The organism is Mesorhizobium sp. RCAM 06353 (assembly GCF_059683585.1).
This window is the reverse complement of sequence record NZ_CM185031.1, coordinates 1381662-1400299: the sequence shown is the minus strand read 5'-3', so window position 1 is coordinate 1400299 and position 18638 is coordinate 1381662. Positions and strand designations below refer to the sequence as shown.

The window sequence follows — 18638 nt, the reverse complement described above, 5'->3', positions numbered from 1 at the left end:
GGCGGATCCGAGGAGCTTTTCCGCAGGCCTGTGCAGTTTTTGTGCAGAGGCTGCGCTTCACGGCTGGTGCGCTGCCCGCCATCCTTTCCGAACGTTGGCGCTTTCGCGATTGGCTCGTCTCACATACAGGTCGGACGGCTTGCCTCGATCACCTGCAGGCGGCATAGATCAGGCATGACCGAACCCTACCGCCCGCGCCGCTCGGTGCTCTACGTCCCGGCCTCCAACGATAAGGCGCTGGCCAAGATCGCGCAGCTGTCTTGCGATGCCGTCATCATCGACCTCGAGGATGCCGTCGCCCCGGCCGACAAGATTGCCGCTCGCGACAAGCTGGCCAGAATTTTCGCCAATCGCCCCACCAGGCGCTGCGATATGGTGGTGCGTGTCAATGCGCTGGCCAGCGAATGGGGCGCCGACGATCTGCTGGCCGCGTCAAAATTCGAGCCCGACGGCATCCTGTTGTCCAAGGTCGCCACACCGCGCGATATCCTCGAAGTCGGCGACGTGCTCGACGACAATTTTGCCCCCGACAGCGTGAAACTATGGGCGATGATCGAGACGCCCAGGGCGCTGCTCAACATCGGCGCCATTGCCGAACTGGGCCGCGATCCGGCCTCCCGCCTCAATTGTTTCGTTGCCGGAACGAATGATCTGGCCAAGGACACCGGCGTGCTGGCGACGCTGGACCGGCGCTATCTCGTGCCATGGCTGATGCAGATGGTGCTGGCCGCGCGCGCCGGCGGCCTCGACATGCTCGACGGCGTTGCCAATGATTTTCGCGACCTCGACGCCTTTGCCCGTGAGTGCGCGGAAGGCGCCGCCATGGGTTTCGACGGCAAGACCCTCATCCATCCGGCCCAGATCGACGCGGCCAACCACGCCTTCGCGCCGTCCCCGGAAGCGCTGGCAGAGGCGCGTCTGGTTAAGGACGCCTTTTCACTTGCGGAGAATGCTGGCAAGGGCGTGATCGCGCTGAACGGCAAGATGATCGAACGGCTGCACCTGGCACAGGCCGAAAAATTGCTGGCGAAAGCCGCCGCCATCGGCGCATGATCCGGCTAAGTTTATCACGACAGGACTTGAGACATGAAACTCTACCGCTTTCTGACCGCCCCGGACGACGCCAGCTTCTGCCACAAGGTGACGGCGGCACTGAACAAGGGCTGGCACCTGTTCGGCTCGCCGACCTACGCCTATGACAAGAAAGCCAAGACCATGCGCTGCGGCCAGGCGGTGGTGAAGGATATCGACGGCCAGGAATACGGGCCGGATACCAAGCTCAGCGACTGGTAGGGGACAGCGCTGAGGCCCTCCCCTCTCTTCGTCATCCTAGGGCGGAGCAAGGAGCGAAGCGACGCGGCGCAGACCCTAGGATCCATGCCGTGACGTTGGTCGTAGTATGCGGCGGACCAGAATGTCGCATGTGTGCGCACCAACACTCGCTACACTGAAACCATGACCGGCTATGTCTACATGACGGCGAGCCAGAAACGCGGCACGATCTATATCGGCGTCACCAACGACCTTGGCCGCCGCATGCCTGAGCACAAGGCCGGACAGGGCTCGGGCTTTACCAGTCGCTACAGTGTCCAGCGGTTGGTCTGGTACGAAGAATTTTTCGACATTACAGACGCCATCCAACGCGAGAAGTCGCTGAAGCGCTGGCCACGCCAATGGAAGATCGAGCTTATCGAAAAAGCCAATCCGGAATGGTTCGAGCTCTTTCGCGGAACGGGATGGTGAGCGTTTTGCACCGTTGCAACGCGCCTAGGTCGCGGCATGGATCCTAGGGTCTGCGCGCGTCGCTTCGCTCCTTGCTTCGCCCTAGGATGACGAAGTGTGGCCTACTCGGCTGCCTCTTCGAGCTTCTCCATATCATCATCCGACAGGCCGAAATGGTGGCCGATCTCGTGGATCAGCACATGGGTGACGATGTCGCCCAGCGTTTCTTCGTTTTCGGCCCAGTAGTCGAGCATGGCGCGGCGGTAGAGCGTGATGCGGTTCGGGCCTTCGCCGGTCTGCGGGTTCCAGCGTTCGGCGATGCCGCGGCCCTCGAACAGGCCGAGCAGGTCGAACGGCGTTTCCAGCGACAGGTCGTCCATGATCTCGTCGGTCGGGAATTCGGCGATCTGGATGACGATCTCGCCAGTCAGCTTGCGAAAATCCTCCGGCAGATGGGCGTAGGCCTCCAGGGCCAGGAACTCGAACTCCTCCATCGAGGGCGCGAGTTCGCTATGCCAGGTGCGGGTTTTGTAGATGCGGGCCATGCTTTGTCCTTTGAACCCGGCATATAGGCTTTCGCACCGGTCGAGGCAAATGAAGCGGCAATTCTTGCCGCAGCGCCTTTGCCGTGGCCGGGGAATCGCGTAGGGGTCGGTTCCGGCCATCTCTCAGGAGTTCTCATGCCGGACCTTTCCACCATCGGACTTTTTGCCATTGCCTGCCTCGCGCTGACCGCAACGCCGGGGCCGGACATGCTGTTGATCGCGTCCCGCAGCGCCAGCCAGGGGCGCGCATCGGGCCAGGCGACCTATGCCGGCATCGCCGCCGGCACCTATTGCCACGCGCTGGCTGCCGCCTTCGGCCTGTCGCAGCTGTTCCTGGCGGCGCCCATCGCCTACGACATCGTGCGTTATGCCGGCGCGGCCTACCTCGCCTGGCTGGCCTGGAAAGCGTTCCGGTCCGACGGAACGGCGTTTGCCCCTATCGCCGGACTGCCGCGCTATTCACGCGGCCGGATTTTTCGGCAAGGCCTGCTGACCAATCTGCTCAACCCGAAAATGGCGCTGTTCGTGCTGGCGCTGTTCCCACAATTCGTGCGCCCCGAGGCCGGTTCCGTCGCCGGCCAGATCCTGCTGCTGGCGACCGTGCTCAACCTGATCGGGCTGCTAGTCAACGGCCTGGTCATCCTGACCGCCAGCCGGATCGGTGTCGCCTTGTCGAGGCGCACGCGCTTCCGGCGGGCGCCGCAGATTCTGCTCGGAACCGTATTTGCCGGACTGGCTGCACGGCTGGCTCTTGGTGGCCAGCGCTAGTCTCCCGGCGAAGCATTGGCGAGCCGAGCGCCTTGACGATTGACGAAGAAACGCCCCATCGCTTCGTCATTCTGGGGCGGAGCAAGGAGCGTAGCGACGCAGCGCAGACCCCAGAATCCATGCCGTGATCTGAGAGCGCCGCTACGGTGCAGAGTTCTGCTCCGCTGCACTCCACGGCCAAGGTCGCGGCATGGATCCCAGGGTCTCCGCGACGCCGCTGCGCGGCTGCTTCGCCCTAGGATGACGAAATCACGGGATGCTGCGACCCACCCATATACTGGGCTCGTGACTCCTCGCTGAGGAATAAATTCCTTATGACTCTGCTTGACTCTTCCGTCACCCTCTGGAATCTATAGGAACATAACAGGAACAATTGTGAGTGGACACTGACCGTCATGGCGATATCAGCCGTGGCGCGGGAGACTGTTTTTGCCCTGCGCCGCCAGATCGCGAAAATCGAGGGAACGCTGCCCGAGCGCCTGCAGGCGCCGGCTGGCGTGCCGCTTGATGCCGACGCCAGCGCCGATCTCACGATCATCCGGCGCGGCATTGCAGCGGCCTTGCCGGATGCCTTCCTGCCCGTCGGCGTCGAACGGCTCGATGCCGCCCTGAGCGGCGGCCTGCCGAAAGCCGCGCTCAGCGAAATCCATGGCCTGGAAACCCGCGATGCCGGAGCCGTCGCCGGTTTCGCTCTGTCGCTTATCAGCCTGATCCTCAAGCAGGCGCAAGGGCTGCCCATCTTATGGATCGGCACCACGGAAATCTTCCGCGAGGCCGGCTTTCCCTATGCCAGGGGGCTGCAGGCCTCGTTCGGCATCGAGCCGGAGCAATTGCTGTTTTCCGAGGCGCCAAAGCTCGTCGATGCGCTGTGGGTCGCCGAGGAGGCGGCCAGGATGACGGCGCTCGCCGCCGTCATCCTGGAAATCCGTGGCAACCCGCAGCGGCTGGACCTGACCGCGACGCGCCGGCTGCATGCGCGGGCGCAGGCCGCCGGTCGGCCGGTGTTCCTGCTGCGGCAGGCGGCCGCGCCCGAACCGACCGCGGCGCCTGTCCGCCTCATCGTCTCGTCGGCGCCGGCAACGCCACGTGACACCATCGCCGGGCCGCTCGCCGGTTCGATCGGCCGCCCCGCCTTCACCATCACCATCGGCAAGAGCCGCACGGCCCTGCCTGGACAATTCACACTGGAGTGGAACCCCGATGAACGCGCATTCGACGAAAGAAGAGGCGAGGAAAAACGGGAACGGGCAAAGGATCCTGTCGCTGTGGTTTCCCTATCTGGCAGCCGAAAGGATCCTGCGGCAGCGTCTGGGGCGGTCCTGGCGTTCCCGGCCGTCAGCTCATCCGCCACTGGTGGTCAGCCACCGCCAGGGCAACGCGCAACGCATTTCGGCCCTCGACGAGCGGGCTGAGGGGCTGCACCTGAAGCGCGACATGGGCATCGCCGATGCGCACGCCATGCATCCGTCGATCGACATCGTCGAAGCCGATCCGGAGGCCGACCGCCGCCTGCTCGAAGGCCTTGCCGACTGGTGCGACCGCTACACCCCGCTGGTGGCGCTGGACGGCGTGGACGGCCTGTTCCTCGACGTCACCGGCTGCACCCATCTGTTCGGCGGCGAACGCGCCATGCTGGACGACATCCTGTCACGCTTCTTCCATCAAGGCTTCGATGTCCGCGCCGGCCTTGCCCCGACACCGGGGGCGGCCTGGGCGGCGGCCCGCTTTTGCGGCGACCGCATCGTCGATGGCGGCGACGAGGAAGCCCTGCTGGCACCCTTGCCGCTCGCCGCACTGCGCATCGACCCGGCGACCCGCGCCAGCCTGGAAAGCGTCGGCCTGCGCACGGCGGGCGCCGTCATGGCCGCACCCCGTGCGCCGCTCGCCCGCCGCTTCGGCGCCACCTTGCTGCTGCGTCTCGACCAGGCACTTGGCCGTCTCGACGAGGCGGTCTCGCCGCGCCTTCCCGTGGCGCCGCTTTCGGTCGAACGCCATCTTGCCGAGCCCATCACCTTGACCGAGGACATCGAACGGCTGGTCGGCCTGCTGGCGACGACCTTGAAGACCGATCTCGAGCGCCGTGGCGAAGGCGCCCGGACGCTGGCGTTGCTGCTCTTCCGTGTCGACGGCGCCGTCAGCCGCATTGCGCTCGGCACCTCGCGGCCGCTGCGCGACCCCAGGCTGATCCAGAAACTGTTCCATGAAAGGCTGGCGGCGCTCGAGCAGGACATCGATGCCGGCTACGGCTTCGATCTGGTGCGGCTGTCGGTGCTGGCCGCCGCCGCCTTCGACATGGCGCAGGCCGATCTGACCGGCGACGTGACCGACGATGGCGCCGACATCGCGCTGTTCGCCGACCGTATCCGCGCCCGGCTCGGCGAGGGCGCCGTGCTGCAGCCGGTCGCGGTTGAAAGCCATCTGCCGGAGCGTGCCGTCGCCATCATCCCGTTCAGCGAAGTCCCGCGCCGGACGACACCGCCGAAGAAGCCGGGCAGACTGCAGGCGCCCAAAACCATCTTCCCGCCGGAACGGCCGATCCGGCTGTTCCGCGCGCCCGAACCCATCGAGGTGCCGGCGACCGAAATGCCAGAGGGTCCGCCGCTCAATTTCCGCTGGCGGCGCGCGCTCTACCGCGTCACCCGTGCCGAGGGTCCCGAACGCCTCGCCGCCGAATGGTGGCGCGAGGCGTCAAGCGATCCGGTCACATCGACCCGCGACTATTTCCGCATCGAGGATGTCGACGGCCGCCGCTACTGGCTCTACCGGCAAGGCCTTTACGGCAACCCGCAGGTGCCGCCGCGCTGGTTCATGCATGGGGTCTTCGCATGAACGCACTGACCGTCATCCCCTATGCCGAGTTCGGCATCCAGTCGAATTTCTCCTTCCTGCGCGGCGCCTCCAAGCCGGAGGAGTTGGTGGTCGCGGCCAAGCTGATGGGCTTTTCCGCGATCGGCCTTGCCGACCGCAACACGGTGGCCGGCGTGGTGCGCGCCTGGCAGCAGGCCAAGGTCGAAAAGCTCGCCTATCACCCCGGCTGCCGGCTGGTTTTTGGCGACGGCACGCCGGATATTCTCGCCTATCCCAGCGATCGCAAGGGTTGGGGGCATCTCTGCCGCATGCTGACCCAGGCCAACCTGCGCGAAGAGACCGAAAAGGGCGCCACCCTTCTTCTGCGCAGCGACCTCTTGGAATGGGGGGATTTGATGTCGCTGGCGATCCTGCCCGATCTGGCGGCGAACGCTGAAGACAGCCTTGCTTTGCTCCGCCAGCTCAAGGACCGCTTCGGCAGGGCCCTGCGGCTTGGCGTCTCGCCCTGTTATGCCGGCCATGACCGTTTCAGGATCGAGCAGGCGGCGGCGCTGGCCGAAATTACCGGCATCCCGCTGATGGCGACCAACGATGTCCTCTACCACACGGCCGAACGACGCCCGCTGCAGGACGTGCTGACCGCGATCCGCCTCAACACACCCGTCGCCGAGGTCGGGCTGGAACTCACCGCCAATGCCGAACGCCATCTGAAGCCGCCACTGGAGATGGCCCGCCTGTTCCGCCGCCATCCCTGGGCGCTGGCCGAGACTTTGCGTTTCGGAGAAGAATTGACCTTCTCGCTCAGCGATCTCCAGTACAATTACCCCGACGAGCCGACGGAATCGGGCCTTGGCCCGCAGGCCGAACTGGAAAGACTGGCGCGGGAAGGTGCGGCCAGGCGCTTCCCAGGCGGTGTCCCGGCCAGCGTCATAAAACGCATCGAGGAAGAGCTCGCTCTGATCGAACGTCTCAACTACGCGCGCTACTTCCTGACCGTCTACGACATCATCAAATTCGCCCGCAACCAGAACATCCTCTGTCAGGGCCGCGGCTCCGCCGCCAATTCGATCATCTGCTTCTGCATCGGCATCACCGAGGTCGGGCCGGACAAGATCGATACGCTGTTCGAGCGCTTCATTTCCGAGGAGAGGAACGAGCCCCCGGATATCGACGTCGACTTCGAGCATGAGCGACGTGAAGAGGTGATGCAGTACATCTATACGAAATACAGTTCCAAACGCACCGCGCTTGCCGCCGCCGTCATCAGCTATCGCGGCCGCTCGGCGCTGCGCGAGGTCTCCAAGGCCATGGGTTTGTCCGAGGATGTCCGGGCCTCACTTTCCGGCTCGATCTGGGGCTGGTCGACCTCGGAGCTCGGCGAGAAGGAAGCCCGCGCCGGCGGCCTCGACCGCAGCGACCCCACATCGCGGCATGTGATGGAACGGGCCAACGAGATCATGGGCTTTCCCCGCCACCTCTCCCAGCATGTCGGCGGTTTCGTCATCACCCGGGACCGGCTCGACGAGATCGTGCCCATCATCAAGACGGCGATGGACGAGCGCAAGATGGTCGAATGGGACAAGGACGATCTCGACTCGGTGAAGATCCTGAAGGTGGACATCCTGGCGCTCGGCATGCTGACCTGCCTCCAGCGCGCCTTCACCTTGCTTACCGACCACTATCCGAAGGCGCGGGACCCATACGGGCAACCCTATGTGCTGGCCACTCTCCCGGCAGAGGACCGACGTGTCTATGACATGATCTGCCGCGCCGATACGCTCGGCGTCTTCCAGATTGAGTCGCGCGCACAGATGTCGATGCTGCCGCGGCTCCAGCCGCGCGATTTCTATGACCTTGTCATCGAGGTGGCGATCGTTCGGCCTGGCCCGATCCAGGGCGATATGGTCCATCCTTATCTGCGCCGCCGGCAAGGCAAGGAGAAGGCTGAATATCAGAAGGCTGAATTGAAAGAGATCCTCGGCAAAACGCTCGGCGTGCCGCTGTTCCAGGAACAGGCGATGAAGATCGCCATCGTCGCCGGCGGCTTCAAGCCGGGCGAGGCTGACGAATTGCGCCGCGCCATGGCCACCTTCAAGCGCACCGGCACCATCGGCAATTACCGCGACCGTATGATCAATGGCATGGTCGGCAAGGGCTACACCAAGGACTTCGCCGAGCGCTGCTTCAAGCAGATCGAGGGTTTTGGCGAATACGGCTTTCCCGAAAGCCACGCCGCTTCCTTCGCCCTGCTCGTCTATGCCTCGTGCTGGTTCAAGACCTTCTATCCCGACGTGTTCTGCGCCGCGATCCTGAACGCGCAGCCGATGGGATTTTACCAGCCGGCGCAATTGGTGCGCGACGCGCGCGACCATGGCGTCGACATCCGCGACGTCGACGTCAATTTCTCCGCCTGGGACTGCACTTTGGAAAAAGCGCCTTTCGACCCGGCCCGCATCCTGCCGCGCCATGCCGACATGCGCGGTGTCATCGAGACGTCCCATGCGCTGCGGCTCGGCTTCCGGCAGATCAAGGGTCTTTCCAAGGAACGCATGGAGGATTTCGCAAAGCGGCGCGGTGCAGGCTACGAAACCGTCCGGGACGTCTGGCTGCGCTCCGGCCTCTATGTCGACGAGATCGAGCGGCTGGCGCAGGCCGATGCCTTCCGCTCGATCGGCCTCGACCGCCGTGCCGCACTTTGGGACGTGCGCGCGCTGGGCGCCAAGAGTGCAGCCGAAAAGCTGCCGCTGTTCGACCAGCCGGCGTTGCGCCTGCGCGAGCTGGAGCCCGAGACGAAGCTGCCGAAAATGCCGCTCGGCGAGCATGTCATCCACGACTACCGCTCGCTCGGCCTGTCGCTGAAGGCACATCCCGTCGCCTTCCTGCGCGAGCGGCTCGACCGCGCCGGCGTCACGCCCAATGCCAACCTGCCATCGGTACGCGACGGCAGGCGGGTTTCCGTCGCCGGCCTGGTGCTGGTGCGGCAGCGCCCCGGCAAGGGCAACGCGATCTTCCTGACGCTGGAGGACGACAAGGCCGTCGCAAACGTCATCTTCTGGGAGAGAACCTTCGACCGCTTCCGGCCCATCGTCATGGGCGCGCGGTTCGTCAAGGTCAGCGGGAAATTGCAGTCGGAATCGGGTGTGATCCATATCGTCGCCGAGAAGATCGAGGACCTGACACCCTGGCTGACCGTGCTTCTGGAGAAGGTCAGCGGGGCGGCGCCGTCGGGCGCCGGGTCTCTCACGGCAAGCCAGGACCGCGACGGCCAACCCGCGATACGCAACGCGCCGATCGCGCAGGACATTGCCATGCTGTCGGAAGAGGCGGAACAGGTCATGCCCAAGGGCCGCAATTTTCAGTAGGCGGGGCCTTTGCTCTTCGTCATCCACGGGCGGAGCAGGAGCGAAGCTCCGTCGCGGAGACCCGAGGATCCATGCCGCGACATCTCCGGCGTCGCAGCGATGCAAACCTTGACGCCGGCGGGACAGCACCCCCCTCTGTCTTGCCAGACATCTCCCCCGCAAGGGGGAGATTGGCAGTTTCAGCGCCTTGCCAGTTCCTGCAACGCCCGAGATTGGCGAAAGCCGCTGAGCGCGTAATCTCCCCCTTGCGGGGGAGATGGCCGGTAGGCCAGAGGGGGGTGGGGTCCCGCCAACCTCGGCAGCGTCTGCGCCCAGCGGCGCCCGAATTTACGACGGCCCACTCAGCCTCGGCGGCGGCGCCAGCACATCCTCCGCCGACAATGTCCGCGCCTCCGAAGGCAGCATGATCGGAATGCCGTCCCGCACTGGATAAGCCAGCTTGGCGACCCGCGAGACCAGCTCGCCACGCTCCGGATCCCAGGCCAGCGGCCCCTTGGTCAGCGGGCAGGCCAGGAGCTCCAGCAGCTTGGGATCGACATTGATCTTCTTTCCGTCACGCCCATCCGCCGCCATCGCACCCTCTTACTGTAGACTAGAACCAAAATCCTCATTCTCGCGCGCCAGCGCCATTTCGGTGATGGCGATCAGCGTTTCGGCCCGCGTCTTCAGGTCCGCCGCCTCGAGCAGCGCCTGTTTCTCGGCCGGGCCGTAGGGCGCCATCATCGACAGCGCGTTGACCAGCATGGCATTTTCGGCGCGGCTGACGCTTTCCCAGTCGGCTTCGAGATCATTGGCCTGCAGATAGGCGCGAAATGCCTTCAGCAACGCCGGCCGATCGATCTCGTTCGCCGCCGGATCGTCATCGAGATCGGCGAGGAAGGGCGACGGCTTGGCCTGGCGAAACGGCGTCTTGACCGTCAGCTCATGGGCGATGCGGAAGCGGAACACGCCTTGCAGCGAAATCAGGTAACGGCCGTCGCCGGTTTCGGAAAAGGCGATGATGCGGCCGGCGCAGCCGACATTGCAGAGCTCCGGCTCGCCATCGTCGCGCAGCGCGCCGTCGAGACGGGGCTGGATGACGCCGATCAGCCGCGAGCCGGCGACCGCTTCATCCACCATCTGCAAATAGCGCGGCTCGAAGATGTTGAGCGGCATGCGGCCGCCCGGCAGCAGCAGCGCCCCCTCGAGCGGAAAGATCGGGATCGTCGACGGCAGATCCTTGGCGAGCCGGTAATGCGCGTTTCCCGCTTGCACCTCATTCCTCCGATCGACTTCTTCCGCCCGCCACAGGGAACATCGGCCTGCCGAAGTCAGCTACCTAATCTGGCGCGGCCACCGCCGACGCCAAGCCCGTGCGACGAAACAACCGCCGGCTCAAGAAAACAAGAGCGCCGACAATTTGCGCCGCGCGGCCAGCGTCGCCTCGTCGGTCATGCCCCAGGCCTCGAACAGCTGCAGCAATTGTGTCCTGGCGCCATCCTCGTTCCAGGCGCGGTCGGCCTTGATGATGGCCAACAGATTGTCGGCTGCCGCCGTGCGCTCGCCCCTGGCGTTCTGGATCATGGCCAGGTCGAAACGCGCCTGATGGTCTTTGGGATTCTCAGCCAGGCGCCGCTCGAACTCGGCCGGATTGCCAAGCGCTGCGGCTTGCGCGGCCAGCGCCATCTTGGCGCGCAGGGCGGCGAGAACAGGCGCATCCTTCTTGGCCTCCGGTGCCGTCGCCAGCAACGCCTCGGCGCCTTCCGTGTCGCCGGCCTCGAACAACAGGTCGCCCAGCCCGGCGATTGCCTCGATCGTCTCCGGCGCCTGCGCCAGGACGGCGTCGAAAATGTCGGCGGCGGTCTGCATGTCGCCGGCGTCACGCGCTTCTGCCGCTGCCGCCAGTGCGTCGGCCACGGCTGGGGCGCCATTGCCCTTGCCGCCGACCTTGGTGATGAATTCGTTGATCTGGCTCTCGGGAATAGCCCCCATGAAGCCGTCGACCGGCTGGCCGTCCTTGAAGGCGATGACCGCCGGAATGGACTGGATGCCGAGCTGGCCGGCGATCGAGGGGTGATCGTCGATATTCATCTTGACCAGCTTGACCTTGCCGCCGGCGGCCTTGACCGCCTTTTCGAGCTGCGGCGTCAGCTGCTTGCAAGGCCCGCACCATGGCGCCCAGAAATCGACCAGCACCGGCTGGCGGCGCGATTCCTGGATGACGTCGGTGGCAAAGGCGGCGGTCGTCGTGTCCCTGATGACATCACCGGCGGGCGCGGCGGCCGGCACATCGCCAAGCGCGACCTTTGCCGGCGCGGGGGCGGTTCCGCCATACTGTACGGTGGTGGCATACTGGCCGCCATTGCTGCCGAATGACCCGCCAAACGGCTTGTTGTCGCTCATCTCGTCACCCTTTCGGTCGCGCCGCCGGTCCGCAGGTCGGCGCCATGTCATTGGAAGTCGGTTTCGCCATGCATGTGGCGATCATGCCGAGACTTTCAAGATAGCAGCATCATGCCCGGTTGCCTCGACGAATCTGATGAGATCGGCCGCCGCGATCGATGTCGTCGCCTCATTGGTCAGCGGATGCGCGTTGATGACGGCATGTTCCATCAATTCCTTGTCGAGCACCAGCTTCACACGCTTTGCCGTGTCGTTGATGACGCCGAAGACGGTGACGGCGCCCGGCGAAACGCCCAAAAGCTCCATCAGCATTTCCGGTTTGCCGAAGGAAACCCGGCTGGCAGCGCCGATCAGCTGGTGGATCTGCTTGAGATCGACGACCGCATCCTCGCCGACAGTGACCAGGAAGAAATTGTCTTTCTTGTCCTTCAGGAACAGGTTCTTCGTGTGCCCGCCGGCGATTTCGCCGCGCAGTGCCTGCGAATCGGCCACCGTATAGAGCGGCGGATGGCGTATCGTCGAAACGGCAATGCCGCGTTCGGCAAGAAAGGCAAAAAGTTCGGCTTCGCTCTTCGGCATCGATCTTTCTTCTCGTCCAATTCCTGCCTTGCCGTTTACGGCCAATGCGGTGGCCGACACAAGACCATCGCGCAGCGGCGTGGCAAAATCCGCCCGGCGCGGGCGGTTTGCCGGCGTCGCTTGGCGTGTTGCAAAAACCCTGCGATTTCCCTGTTGCAATCGCCGCGCTCTTCAGCCATATAGGCCCGGCTTGCGGCCAAGACGCCGTGTGAGCGGGTGTAGCTCAGGGGTAGAGCACAACCTTGCCAAGGTTGGGGTCGAGCGTTCGAATCGCTTCACCCGCTCCAATTTCCTCCAGGGAAATCAAGCATCGAAAACGGTCGCCTTAGGCGGCCGTTTTGCGTTTGGAGGCTACAATCTGGTCGTCCCCAGCCACCCGATACCATTGCTCAGCGTTTGATCCGAATGCCGATACCCATGACTCTGTCGGAACTGGAGTGATACAAAAATTCATAGAAATCGGCGCGTCCCAACTCCTTGATCTTTAGCTCCCTCCAGAATTTCGGAACGGTCTCGTCTCCACATAATCGATCGTTTATATCGTGAAACATGCAGAGGCGCGCCCGCCGACCCACATTTTGGTAGTCGCGGGCAACCCATTCGTAGGAGTGATTTCCATCGATAAGAACGAGATCAAATGCTTCTTCGGCGAATGCGTCCGACGTCTTCCCGGCTAGAAACTCGACGGGTGTCTTGAAGACGATGCGCGCGCAAGCCGGAAGAGAGGCAGCGATATCGATCGTCGTCGCTTTCAGGCCGGGATTTTGTCTCGACAGACATGCCGCCATGAAGGAAAATGTGAAGCCGTCGCAAGTTCCCACCTCAAGAAAGCTGACAATCCGTTGGCTGGCCAACAGTACCATGGCTTCCGCCAGTTGCCTCGGAATCTGCCACAAACCAGGCGCATGGAAATTCATGTCGCTGACATCATCTCCATACAGTCCACGCCGGTCATGGCGCAGGCCAATCTGGCGGATTTTCGTTTCGAGAAAAGTGCCATCCGAAAGCGCTTCCACTTTCACATCTTCAATTTCGCGAACAACGCGTTCTAGCCTGCTGATCGCGAAACGCGAACTGAGTGCATAAATCGGCTTTCTGACAAGTCGCTTGAGTGAGGGCATTTTCAGGTCGCGATCCCCGGGAGCCTCGGATGCATAGCAAGCCGCAGGGTCCGGCAAGACCAGGCAGCCTCTCCTTCGCTGCTTGAACCCAGCGAAATCACCGCTTCCGGCGCGACATCACGCCGCCGGCCGCCGCTACCCCGCCTTGCGCAGCGATGCCTGGTGTACCAGCGAGGTCCAGCTGTTGGTCGAGGCGAGGTGGCAGTAGAGCAGGCCGAGCGCGCCGGATTTCCTCAGGTCGAGGAAGGCCTCGTCGCTCAATTTGTTGAAGGCCGGCTCGTCGATCACCTGGAAATCGGTGAGATTGAGCACTTCGCCGCCTTCCAGCGTCACCTTGCTCTGGCGCGGTGCAAACAGGCCATGCGCGTCGATCTTGTCGATCATCTCGCGGGTGGCGCGGAAGTCGATCTGGAACTGGTTGCAGAAGGCGAGCGCCTGCTTGGTTGCTTCGGTCGGCTCAGTGCCGCTGAAGAACGGTGCGATCTTGTCTTCGCGAAATGGCGCCATGAGCTGGTCGATGACCCGCTCGCTTGCCCTGTCGACGCACAGCGTCAGCCGGCCTGATGTGGTCGGGTCCTCGGCAAGGATGAAGGGGTAGCGGCGGACATAGGCGGGAATGTAGTGGGGTGCCGTCCACCGGCCGTCGGCATCGACGAACAGGTTCTCGCCCTGGCGCACGCCAGTGATGATGACAGGGGATTTGGCCGGGCCGATGAAGACGATCGGGTAGGAGCGCATCGCCGCCGGCATTTCCGACGCCACCACCGGGATGGCATGCGCGGTGCGGGCGAAGGCAAAGTCGCCGCGCGCGGTCAGGCCGAGCGAGCCGTGCCGCGCCGGGTTGAGCGCCTCCGGCTTCGAATAGAACAGCGGCATCGCCTCGGCCGCCGGCGCCGCTTCCGTTCTTGCCCCGTTGTCAGCCATGGTCCGTCCCTTTCTCCCGCCAGCCGATTGGGCCGGTTGCTGCGCATCAGACCCAAGACTGGCATCTGCTCTTGTTGCGCTGATCTTGGCTGGACCAAGACTCCGGCGCAGGAACAAAGTACTACAGTGTCCGTCTCGCGCATAAAAGCACGACCGTTGCGGTATTTTGCGCTTTGCCCCGACGAATTGTCTCGCCCATCGCTCAGGCTGGCTGCCAGGCCTATGGACAGCCTGCCGCGAACCGGCGAGATTGCACCCGGCAGCAAGCGGAGCGATGGCATGGCGTCGGTAACGGATTTCGAGCACGGGCAGGTGTTCACCGTCGAGGCCGGCGGCAAGCCGGTCTCGCTGGAACTGAACGCGGTCAAGCCCATCGTCGCTAGCCCGCGTCCGGGCGGGGGTTTCTCGCTGGTGTTCCGGGGCCCGCGCGAAACGCTGCTGCCGCAGGCGACCTATCGCTTTACGGGTCATGGCGGGGAGCACGAGATATTCATCGTGCCGATCGCCGCCGACGCGGCCGGGCGGCTTTATGAGGCGGTGTTTAATTAGGCGTCGCTGGTATTCCATCGGAAACCCGGAGATTTGCCGAAGCCTCCCCAACGTCGTCATCCTAGGGCGGAGCAGCCGCGCAGCGGCGTCGCGGAGACCCTAGGATCCATGCCGCGACCTTAGTCGAAGGGCGCAGCGGAGCAGAATGTTTGAACCGTGGCGGCGCACAGGAGTCCCGGCATGGATCCTATGGTCTGCGCCGCGTCGCTTCGCTCCTTGCTCCGCCATAGGATGACGAAGCGATTGATGTTTGCGCCAGTCGCCAAGGTATGAGGTCCATCAGCAAACGGTGTTCCTGCCTGCGGGTCTCTGCCCGTCACGACCCAACCGCCCCACCCCCAGCCGGCACACACGCCATCAAATCATAAACGCCCTTGTCCTCGACCACCGTGAAGCCGAGCTCGACATAGAGCAGCCTGGCCGGATTGTTCTTCTCGACATGGATCGACGCTGATTTGCCGGCTAACCATGCCTCGTCGATGAGGTCGCGCAGCAGCGCCGAACCGTATCCCCTGCGGCGATGGGCGGGCAGAAAGGCGATGTCGATGATGCGGTGCTGGCTTGGCCAGCGCTCGATATAGAGGCGGCCGATGTCCTGCCCGGCCCGCTCCACCACCAGCCAGTCGGCCTCGGGGTAGTGTTTTCTGTAGTGCGCGTGCTGCGCCTGGAACTGCATGTCAAGGAAGGCGGTCTTCTGGGCCTCGCTCCACGACGTCACTGCGAGCTCTTCCAGGCGCGTCGAGGCGTAGAGCCGCGACAGGAACGGCAGATCCGCCTCCGTCGATGCACGGAAGCCGAGCCCGGCCTGCCGCGACCGCGACCAGACCGGAGAAAGCTGTACCAGGCCGGAGTCCGCCACGCTGTCTGCGCGTCAGACCGGCGGCGTCAGGTCGCGCACCACGACGATCTGCTTGAGGTTGTCGTTGGTCAGGTTCGTCCAGGCATATTCCCATTCGGAGCTATCGATGCCCATCTGGTTGATGGTCCACAGCCCGTTGGTGCCGTCTGGCATGATCATCAGGCTGAACAGAGCGAGCCGCCCGTCGGCATTGTAGTTGAGCGTCAGCCGTGTCGCGTAGAGGGAGTTGGCGAAATCGCGCCATCCCGACCAGTTCTGCGTATAGGCATCCCATTGCGCGTTGAATTCGTGGACACGCTGCTGGTCGGAGGAAACCAGCACGATGTCGCCGTCGCCCTGAATGCCGGCGGCGAGCGTGTATTTGGGCACCCTGGAGTAGCCTGTCGTCGCCCATTGCGTCCATGTGTCAGAGCCGGCGGGCTGCTGGCGGGTGTGCAGCACCTGGCCGTTCTGGGTCAGGGCGAACAGATTGGTGGCGCCCAGCGGGCCGATTGCGGGCGCCATCTCGGTGAAACCGCCGGTCTGCGTGGTGTCGATCTGCACCCAGCCCGTCCAGTCGGCGACCTTCAGCGCCTGAGCCTTCGCCTGCTGGCAGCGGTAGAGATGCAGGCCCGAATTGATGCCGAACAGCGCGATGCGGCCGTCGCCCTGGCGTATGGCGGTGACGGTCACCAGCTGACCGGTCAGCTGCTGCCAGTCGCTCCACGGCTTGACGGGCGGTGCGAGCACATCGACGGTGACGACGATCGGCGTCGAGGAGCCGGGCGGCGTGATGGTTTTCTGCACCTGCACGATCTGGTCCGGATTCTGGTAGATCCACCAGATGCGACCCTGATTGTCGGTGAGGAAGATTTCGATGCGGCCGTCGGCGTCGTTCGCCATCGTCAATTTCTGGTAGGACGCGGCGCCGGGCGGCGCGCCGATACCGACCGGCGGGTTCCATTTGTCGATCGGGCCGACCTGGTTGGCGTCCTCGGTGATGAAGGACAGATTGGTGGTGCCCGACGGCTGCCCGACGACCGCCACACGGCCATCCTTGGTCAGGCCGGCGGTCATGATCACCCAGGCGCCGGGCGCGATGATCTGCCAGGCATCGGGCCACGAACCGTTGGGCGCGTCCTGGGCTTTCTGGATCAGGCGTCCGGCGGCGGAATCGATGCCCACCACCATCAGCCGCGACAGTTCGAAGAACGACGCCCCGGCCGGCATGCTCTGGTAGACGGGCGCGGGACCGGACCGCACCGGGCCGCCCTCCCTGACTTTGGAAGCCGTCCTGGGCACTGGCGCCGTCTTCTTCGCCGCAGGGGCTTTCGACTTCGGTTCTGCGTTCTTGGCCATCGTTTTGGTCCTGCCCTGTTGGCTCGGAATTCAGGTTCTCGGCGGGAAAACGCCTTGCAGCGCGATGCAGAAGTAACAGGTGAGGTAGGGCTGCAGATTGTTGTGCGGCTGGCCGCCGCCGACGGGCGCTATGGTCTGGCCCGACAGCTGCACCAAGCTGCCTGGCGTGACATACACATTTCCCTGGCTCGACTTGGCGAATGCGTTGCCGGGGGCGATGTTGCTGTCGCCGCTGACGATCGAAGGAGCAGCCTGGACGAAATGGGTATGCATCGGCATCTCGGACTCCAGCAGCGACACGGTTTCCGAACCGCCGGTTTCGCCGAGATCATGCAGCGACAGGCCAGGGCCTTGGCCCGGATGCATCGGCGATCTGCCTTGCAGATCCGGCAGTGCGAAATTGGACTTGCCGTTGCCGCCATAGGTGGTGCCGAGCAGGGAGAACAGCGCCGTGTTCTGCGACAGCGGCAGCAACTGGCCATCGCACCAGGCCCAACCCCTGGGCGCGAAGTTGAACGGAAAGATGCGGATTTCGGCGACGAACGGATCGGCCATGACGGTCCTCTTTAAGTCTGCGACGGGAAGATGCCGAACAGCGAGATTATGAAGTCGACGCAGAGATAGGGCTGGAAATTGCTGTGCGGCTGGCTGCCGCCGACGCTGCCGAGAAACTGGGTGGCCATTGCCACCGATGGACCGGCATTGATAAACGCGTTGACCTGACCCGATCTGGCGATCACGCTTTGGCTGGGATTGGGCTGATTGGCGATATCGTTCGATGCCAGCAAGCCGTGACTGTGCGCCGGAATCTGCTGGATTGTCAGCGTGATGTCCTCCACGCCCCCCGTCTCCGCCAGGGTGAACCCATTGCCTTGGTGGATGGGAAGACGGCCCCGCAGATCAGGCAGCGCGAAGGTGCTCTGGCCGTCACCGCCATAGGTGGTGCCGATGAGGTTGAACAGGGTCTCGTTCTCGGAGATGGGCACAAGCTGCCCTTCGCAGAACATCCAGCCCGCCGGCGCGAAATTGCCGGCAAACATACGTATTTCACCAACATAGGGTTGTGCCATGATCGCGTTTCCTCAGGTCGGCGACGGGAAAATGCCCTGCAAGGCGATGCAGAAGCTGAGCGTCAGGAAAGGCTGCATGTTGAGATGCGCCTGACTGCCGCCGATATCGGTGACAGTGCCGGCAACCATGGCGCCGAGGTTCTGCACCGGACCGTAGAGGGTGTTTGGCGTGCTGTTGCCAAGCAGGTTGTTGGCCGGAAGATTGGTCGCGCCCGTAACAGACGATGCGTTGGCGGCGTGGACATGCGTGGGCATTTCCGCGATCGACAGCGTGTGGGCCTGCTCGCCGCCGCGCTCGCCCAGCGTATGGCCGTTGCCGACGTGGATAGGCATGCGCCCGCGATAGTCGGGGAGCGCAAAATTCACCCGGCCGTCGCCGCCGAAAGTGGTGCCGAGCAGCGAAAAAAGCCCCTGGTTCTGGTTGATGGGGAGCAGCTGGCCGTCGCAGAGTGCCCAGCCTTTTGGCGGGAACACGAACGACATGATTCTGATTTCCGACAAGAACGGTTCAGCCATACGCCCTCTCCCTGAACTGCTTATACTGACATTAAGACAATTGAATTAGCAAGTCGACAGGAATCTCCAAGAAAATGGTACGCTCTCTACTCCAC

20 protein-coding genes and 1 tRNA gene are annotated in these 18638 nt (G+C 63.9%); 9 read left to right on the top strand and 12 right to left on the bottom strand.

Translation table 11 applies throughout. The annotated features are described in order from the left end of the window. The first annotated feature begins 174 nt into the window (after positions 1–174). The 3 genes from AC56QX_RS06405 (at position 175) to AC56QX_RS06395 (ending at position 1743) form a co-directional block, all read left to right on the top strand. Positions 175–1053 (top strand): HpcH/HpaI aldolase/citrate lyase family protein, encoded by an 879-nt coding sequence (locus AC56QX_RS06405; protein WP_497114509.1) that lies wholly within the window; start codon positions 175–177, stop codon positions 1051–1053. A 33-nt stretch (positions 1054–1086) separates the two neighbouring features. Further along, on the top strand, positions 1087–1293 hold the full coding sequence (locus tag AC56QX_RS06400) for a DUF1737 domain-containing protein (RefSeq protein ID WP_027046018.1): 207 nt from the start codon (positions 1087–1089) through the stop codon (positions 1291–1293). Between the two features lie 162 nt (positions 1294–1455). Beyond that, a complete protein-coding gene (locus AC56QX_RS06395) occupies positions 1456–1743 on the top strand; it encodes a GIY-YIG nuclease family protein (protein WP_497117692.1) in 288 nt (95 codons plus the stop codon). Between the two features lie 101 nt (positions 1744–1844). On the opposite strand, the gene AC56QX_RS06390 is transcribed toward AC56QX_RS06395, so the two are convergent. Beyond that, the gene (locus AC56QX_RS06390) at positions 1845–2267 is read right to left on the bottom strand and encodes a metallopeptidase family protein (protein WP_172221986.1); all 423 of its coding nucleotides are present in this window, start codon (positions 2265–2267) and stop codon (positions 1845–1847) included. A 135-nt stretch (positions 2268–2402) separates the two neighbouring features. Between AC56QX_RS06390 and AC56QX_RS06385 the strand changes: the two genes are divergently transcribed. From AC56QX_RS06385 to AC56QX_RS06370, 4 genes are all read left to right on the top strand, one after another. Beyond that, entirely contained in the window at positions 2403–3035 is a 633-nt protein-coding gene (locus AC56QX_RS06385) for a LysE family translocator (protein WP_497114505.1), read from the top strand. A gap of 395 nt (positions 3036–3430) precedes the next feature. Further along, positions 3431–4447: an ImuA family protein gene (locus tag AC56QX_RS06380; protein WP_497114503.1), complete on the top strand. Its 1017-nt coding sequence runs from the start codon at positions 3431–3433 to the stop codon at positions 4445–4447. Continuing rightward, positions 4389–5864 carry a DUF6504 family protein gene (locus AC56QX_RS06375; RefSeq protein WP_497114500.1) on the top strand — a complete coding sequence of 492 codons (1476 nt, stop codon included), beginning with the start codon at positions 4389–4391 and terminating at the stop codon, positions 5862–5864. Before AC56QX_RS06380 ends, AC56QX_RS06375 begins: the two co-directional genes overlap by 59 nt. Next, positions 5861–9205, top strand: a complete 3345-nt coding sequence (locus AC56QX_RS06370) for an error-prone DNA polymerase (RefSeq protein WP_497114497.1) — start codon at positions 5861–5863, stop codon at positions 9203–9205. Before AC56QX_RS06375 ends, AC56QX_RS06370 begins: the two co-directional genes overlap by 4 nt. Positions 9206–9532: 327 nt before the next feature. Here the strand turns inward: AC56QX_RS06370 and AC56QX_RS06365 are convergent, their stop codons facing one another. From AC56QX_RS06365 to AC56QX_RS06350, 4 genes are all read right to left on the bottom strand, one after another. Beyond that, entirely contained in the window at positions 9533–9778 is a 246-nt protein-coding gene (locus AC56QX_RS06365; protein WP_202352161.1) for a Trm112 family protein, read from the bottom strand. 9 nt (positions 9779–9787) lie between these two features. After that, positions 9788–10459: an LON peptidase substrate-binding domain-containing protein gene (locus AC56QX_RS06360; RefSeq protein ID WP_497114494.1), complete on the bottom strand. Its 672-nt coding sequence runs from the start codon at positions 10457–10459 to the stop codon at positions 9788–9790. Between the two features lie 120 nt (positions 10460–10579). Then, complete coding sequence (gene trxA / locus AC56QX_RS06355) at positions 10580–11587, bottom strand: thioredoxin (protein ID WP_497114491.1); 1008 nt, start codon at positions 11585–11587, stop codon at positions 10580–10582. 81 nt (positions 11588–11668) lie between these two features. After that, a complete protein-coding gene (locus AC56QX_RS06350) occupies positions 11669–12166 on the bottom strand; it encodes a prolyl-tRNA synthetase associated domain-containing protein (RefSeq protein ID WP_497114488.1) in 498 nt (165 codons plus the stop codon). Between the two features lie 212 nt (positions 12167–12378). Here AC56QX_RS06350 and AC56QX_RS06345 point away from each other — a divergent pair. After that, a tRNA-Gly gene (locus tag AC56QX_RS06345) sits at positions 12379–12453 on the top strand. 102 nt (positions 12454–12555) lie between these two features. On the opposite strand, the gene AC56QX_RS06340 is transcribed toward AC56QX_RS06345, so the two are convergent. Continuing rightward, entirely contained in the window at positions 12556–13287 is a 732-nt protein-coding gene (locus AC56QX_RS06340; protein ID WP_497114485.1) for a class I SAM-dependent methyltransferase, read from the bottom strand. Between the two features lie 135 nt (positions 13288–13422). Next, complete coding sequence (locus tag AC56QX_RS06335) at positions 13423–14211, bottom strand: SapC family protein (protein WP_497114482.1); 789 nt, start codon at positions 14209–14211, stop codon at positions 13423–13425. Between the two features lie 222 nt (positions 14212–14433). Here AC56QX_RS06335 and AC56QX_RS06330 point away from each other — a divergent pair, with 222 nt between their 5' ends. Beyond that, the gene (locus AC56QX_RS06330; protein WP_497114480.1) at positions 14434–14760 is read left to right on the top strand and encodes a DUF6916 family protein; all 327 of its coding nucleotides are present in this window, start codon (positions 14434–14436) and stop codon (positions 14758–14760) included. A gap of 316 nt (positions 14761–15076) precedes the next feature. Here AC56QX_RS06330 and AC56QX_RS06325 read toward each other — a convergent pair whose 3' ends face one another. From AC56QX_RS06325 to AC56QX_RS06305, 5 genes are read right to left on the bottom strand one after another with little or no spacing between them, the layout of a single operon-like run. Then, entirely contained in the window at positions 15077–15619 is a 543-nt protein-coding gene (locus tag AC56QX_RS06325) for a GNAT family N-acetyltransferase (protein ID WP_497114477.1), read from the bottom strand. Positions 15620–15631: 12 nt separating this feature from the next. After that, positions 15632–16957, bottom strand: a complete 1326-nt coding sequence (locus AC56QX_RS06320) for a DUF8189 domain-containing protein (protein ID WP_497114474.1) — start codon at positions 16955–16957, stop codon at positions 15632–15634. Positions 16958–16987: 30 nt separating this feature from the next. Further along, the gene (locus AC56QX_RS06315) at positions 16988–17512 is read right to left on the bottom strand and encodes a phage tail protein (protein WP_497114471.1); all 525 of its coding nucleotides are present in this window, start codon (positions 17510–17512) and stop codon (positions 16988–16990) included. An 11-nt stretch (positions 17513–17523) separates the two neighbouring features. Next, positions 17524–18027, bottom strand: coding sequence for a phage tail protein (locus AC56QX_RS06310; protein WP_497114468.1), 504 nt, complete (start codon positions 18025–18027; stop codon positions 17524–17526). A 12-nt stretch (positions 18028–18039) separates the two neighbouring features. After that, positions 18040–18543, bottom strand: coding sequence for a phage tail protein (locus AC56QX_RS06305; RefSeq protein ID WP_497114465.1), 504 nt, complete (start codon positions 18541–18543; stop codon positions 18040–18042). Positions 18544–18638 lie beyond the last annotated feature (95 nt).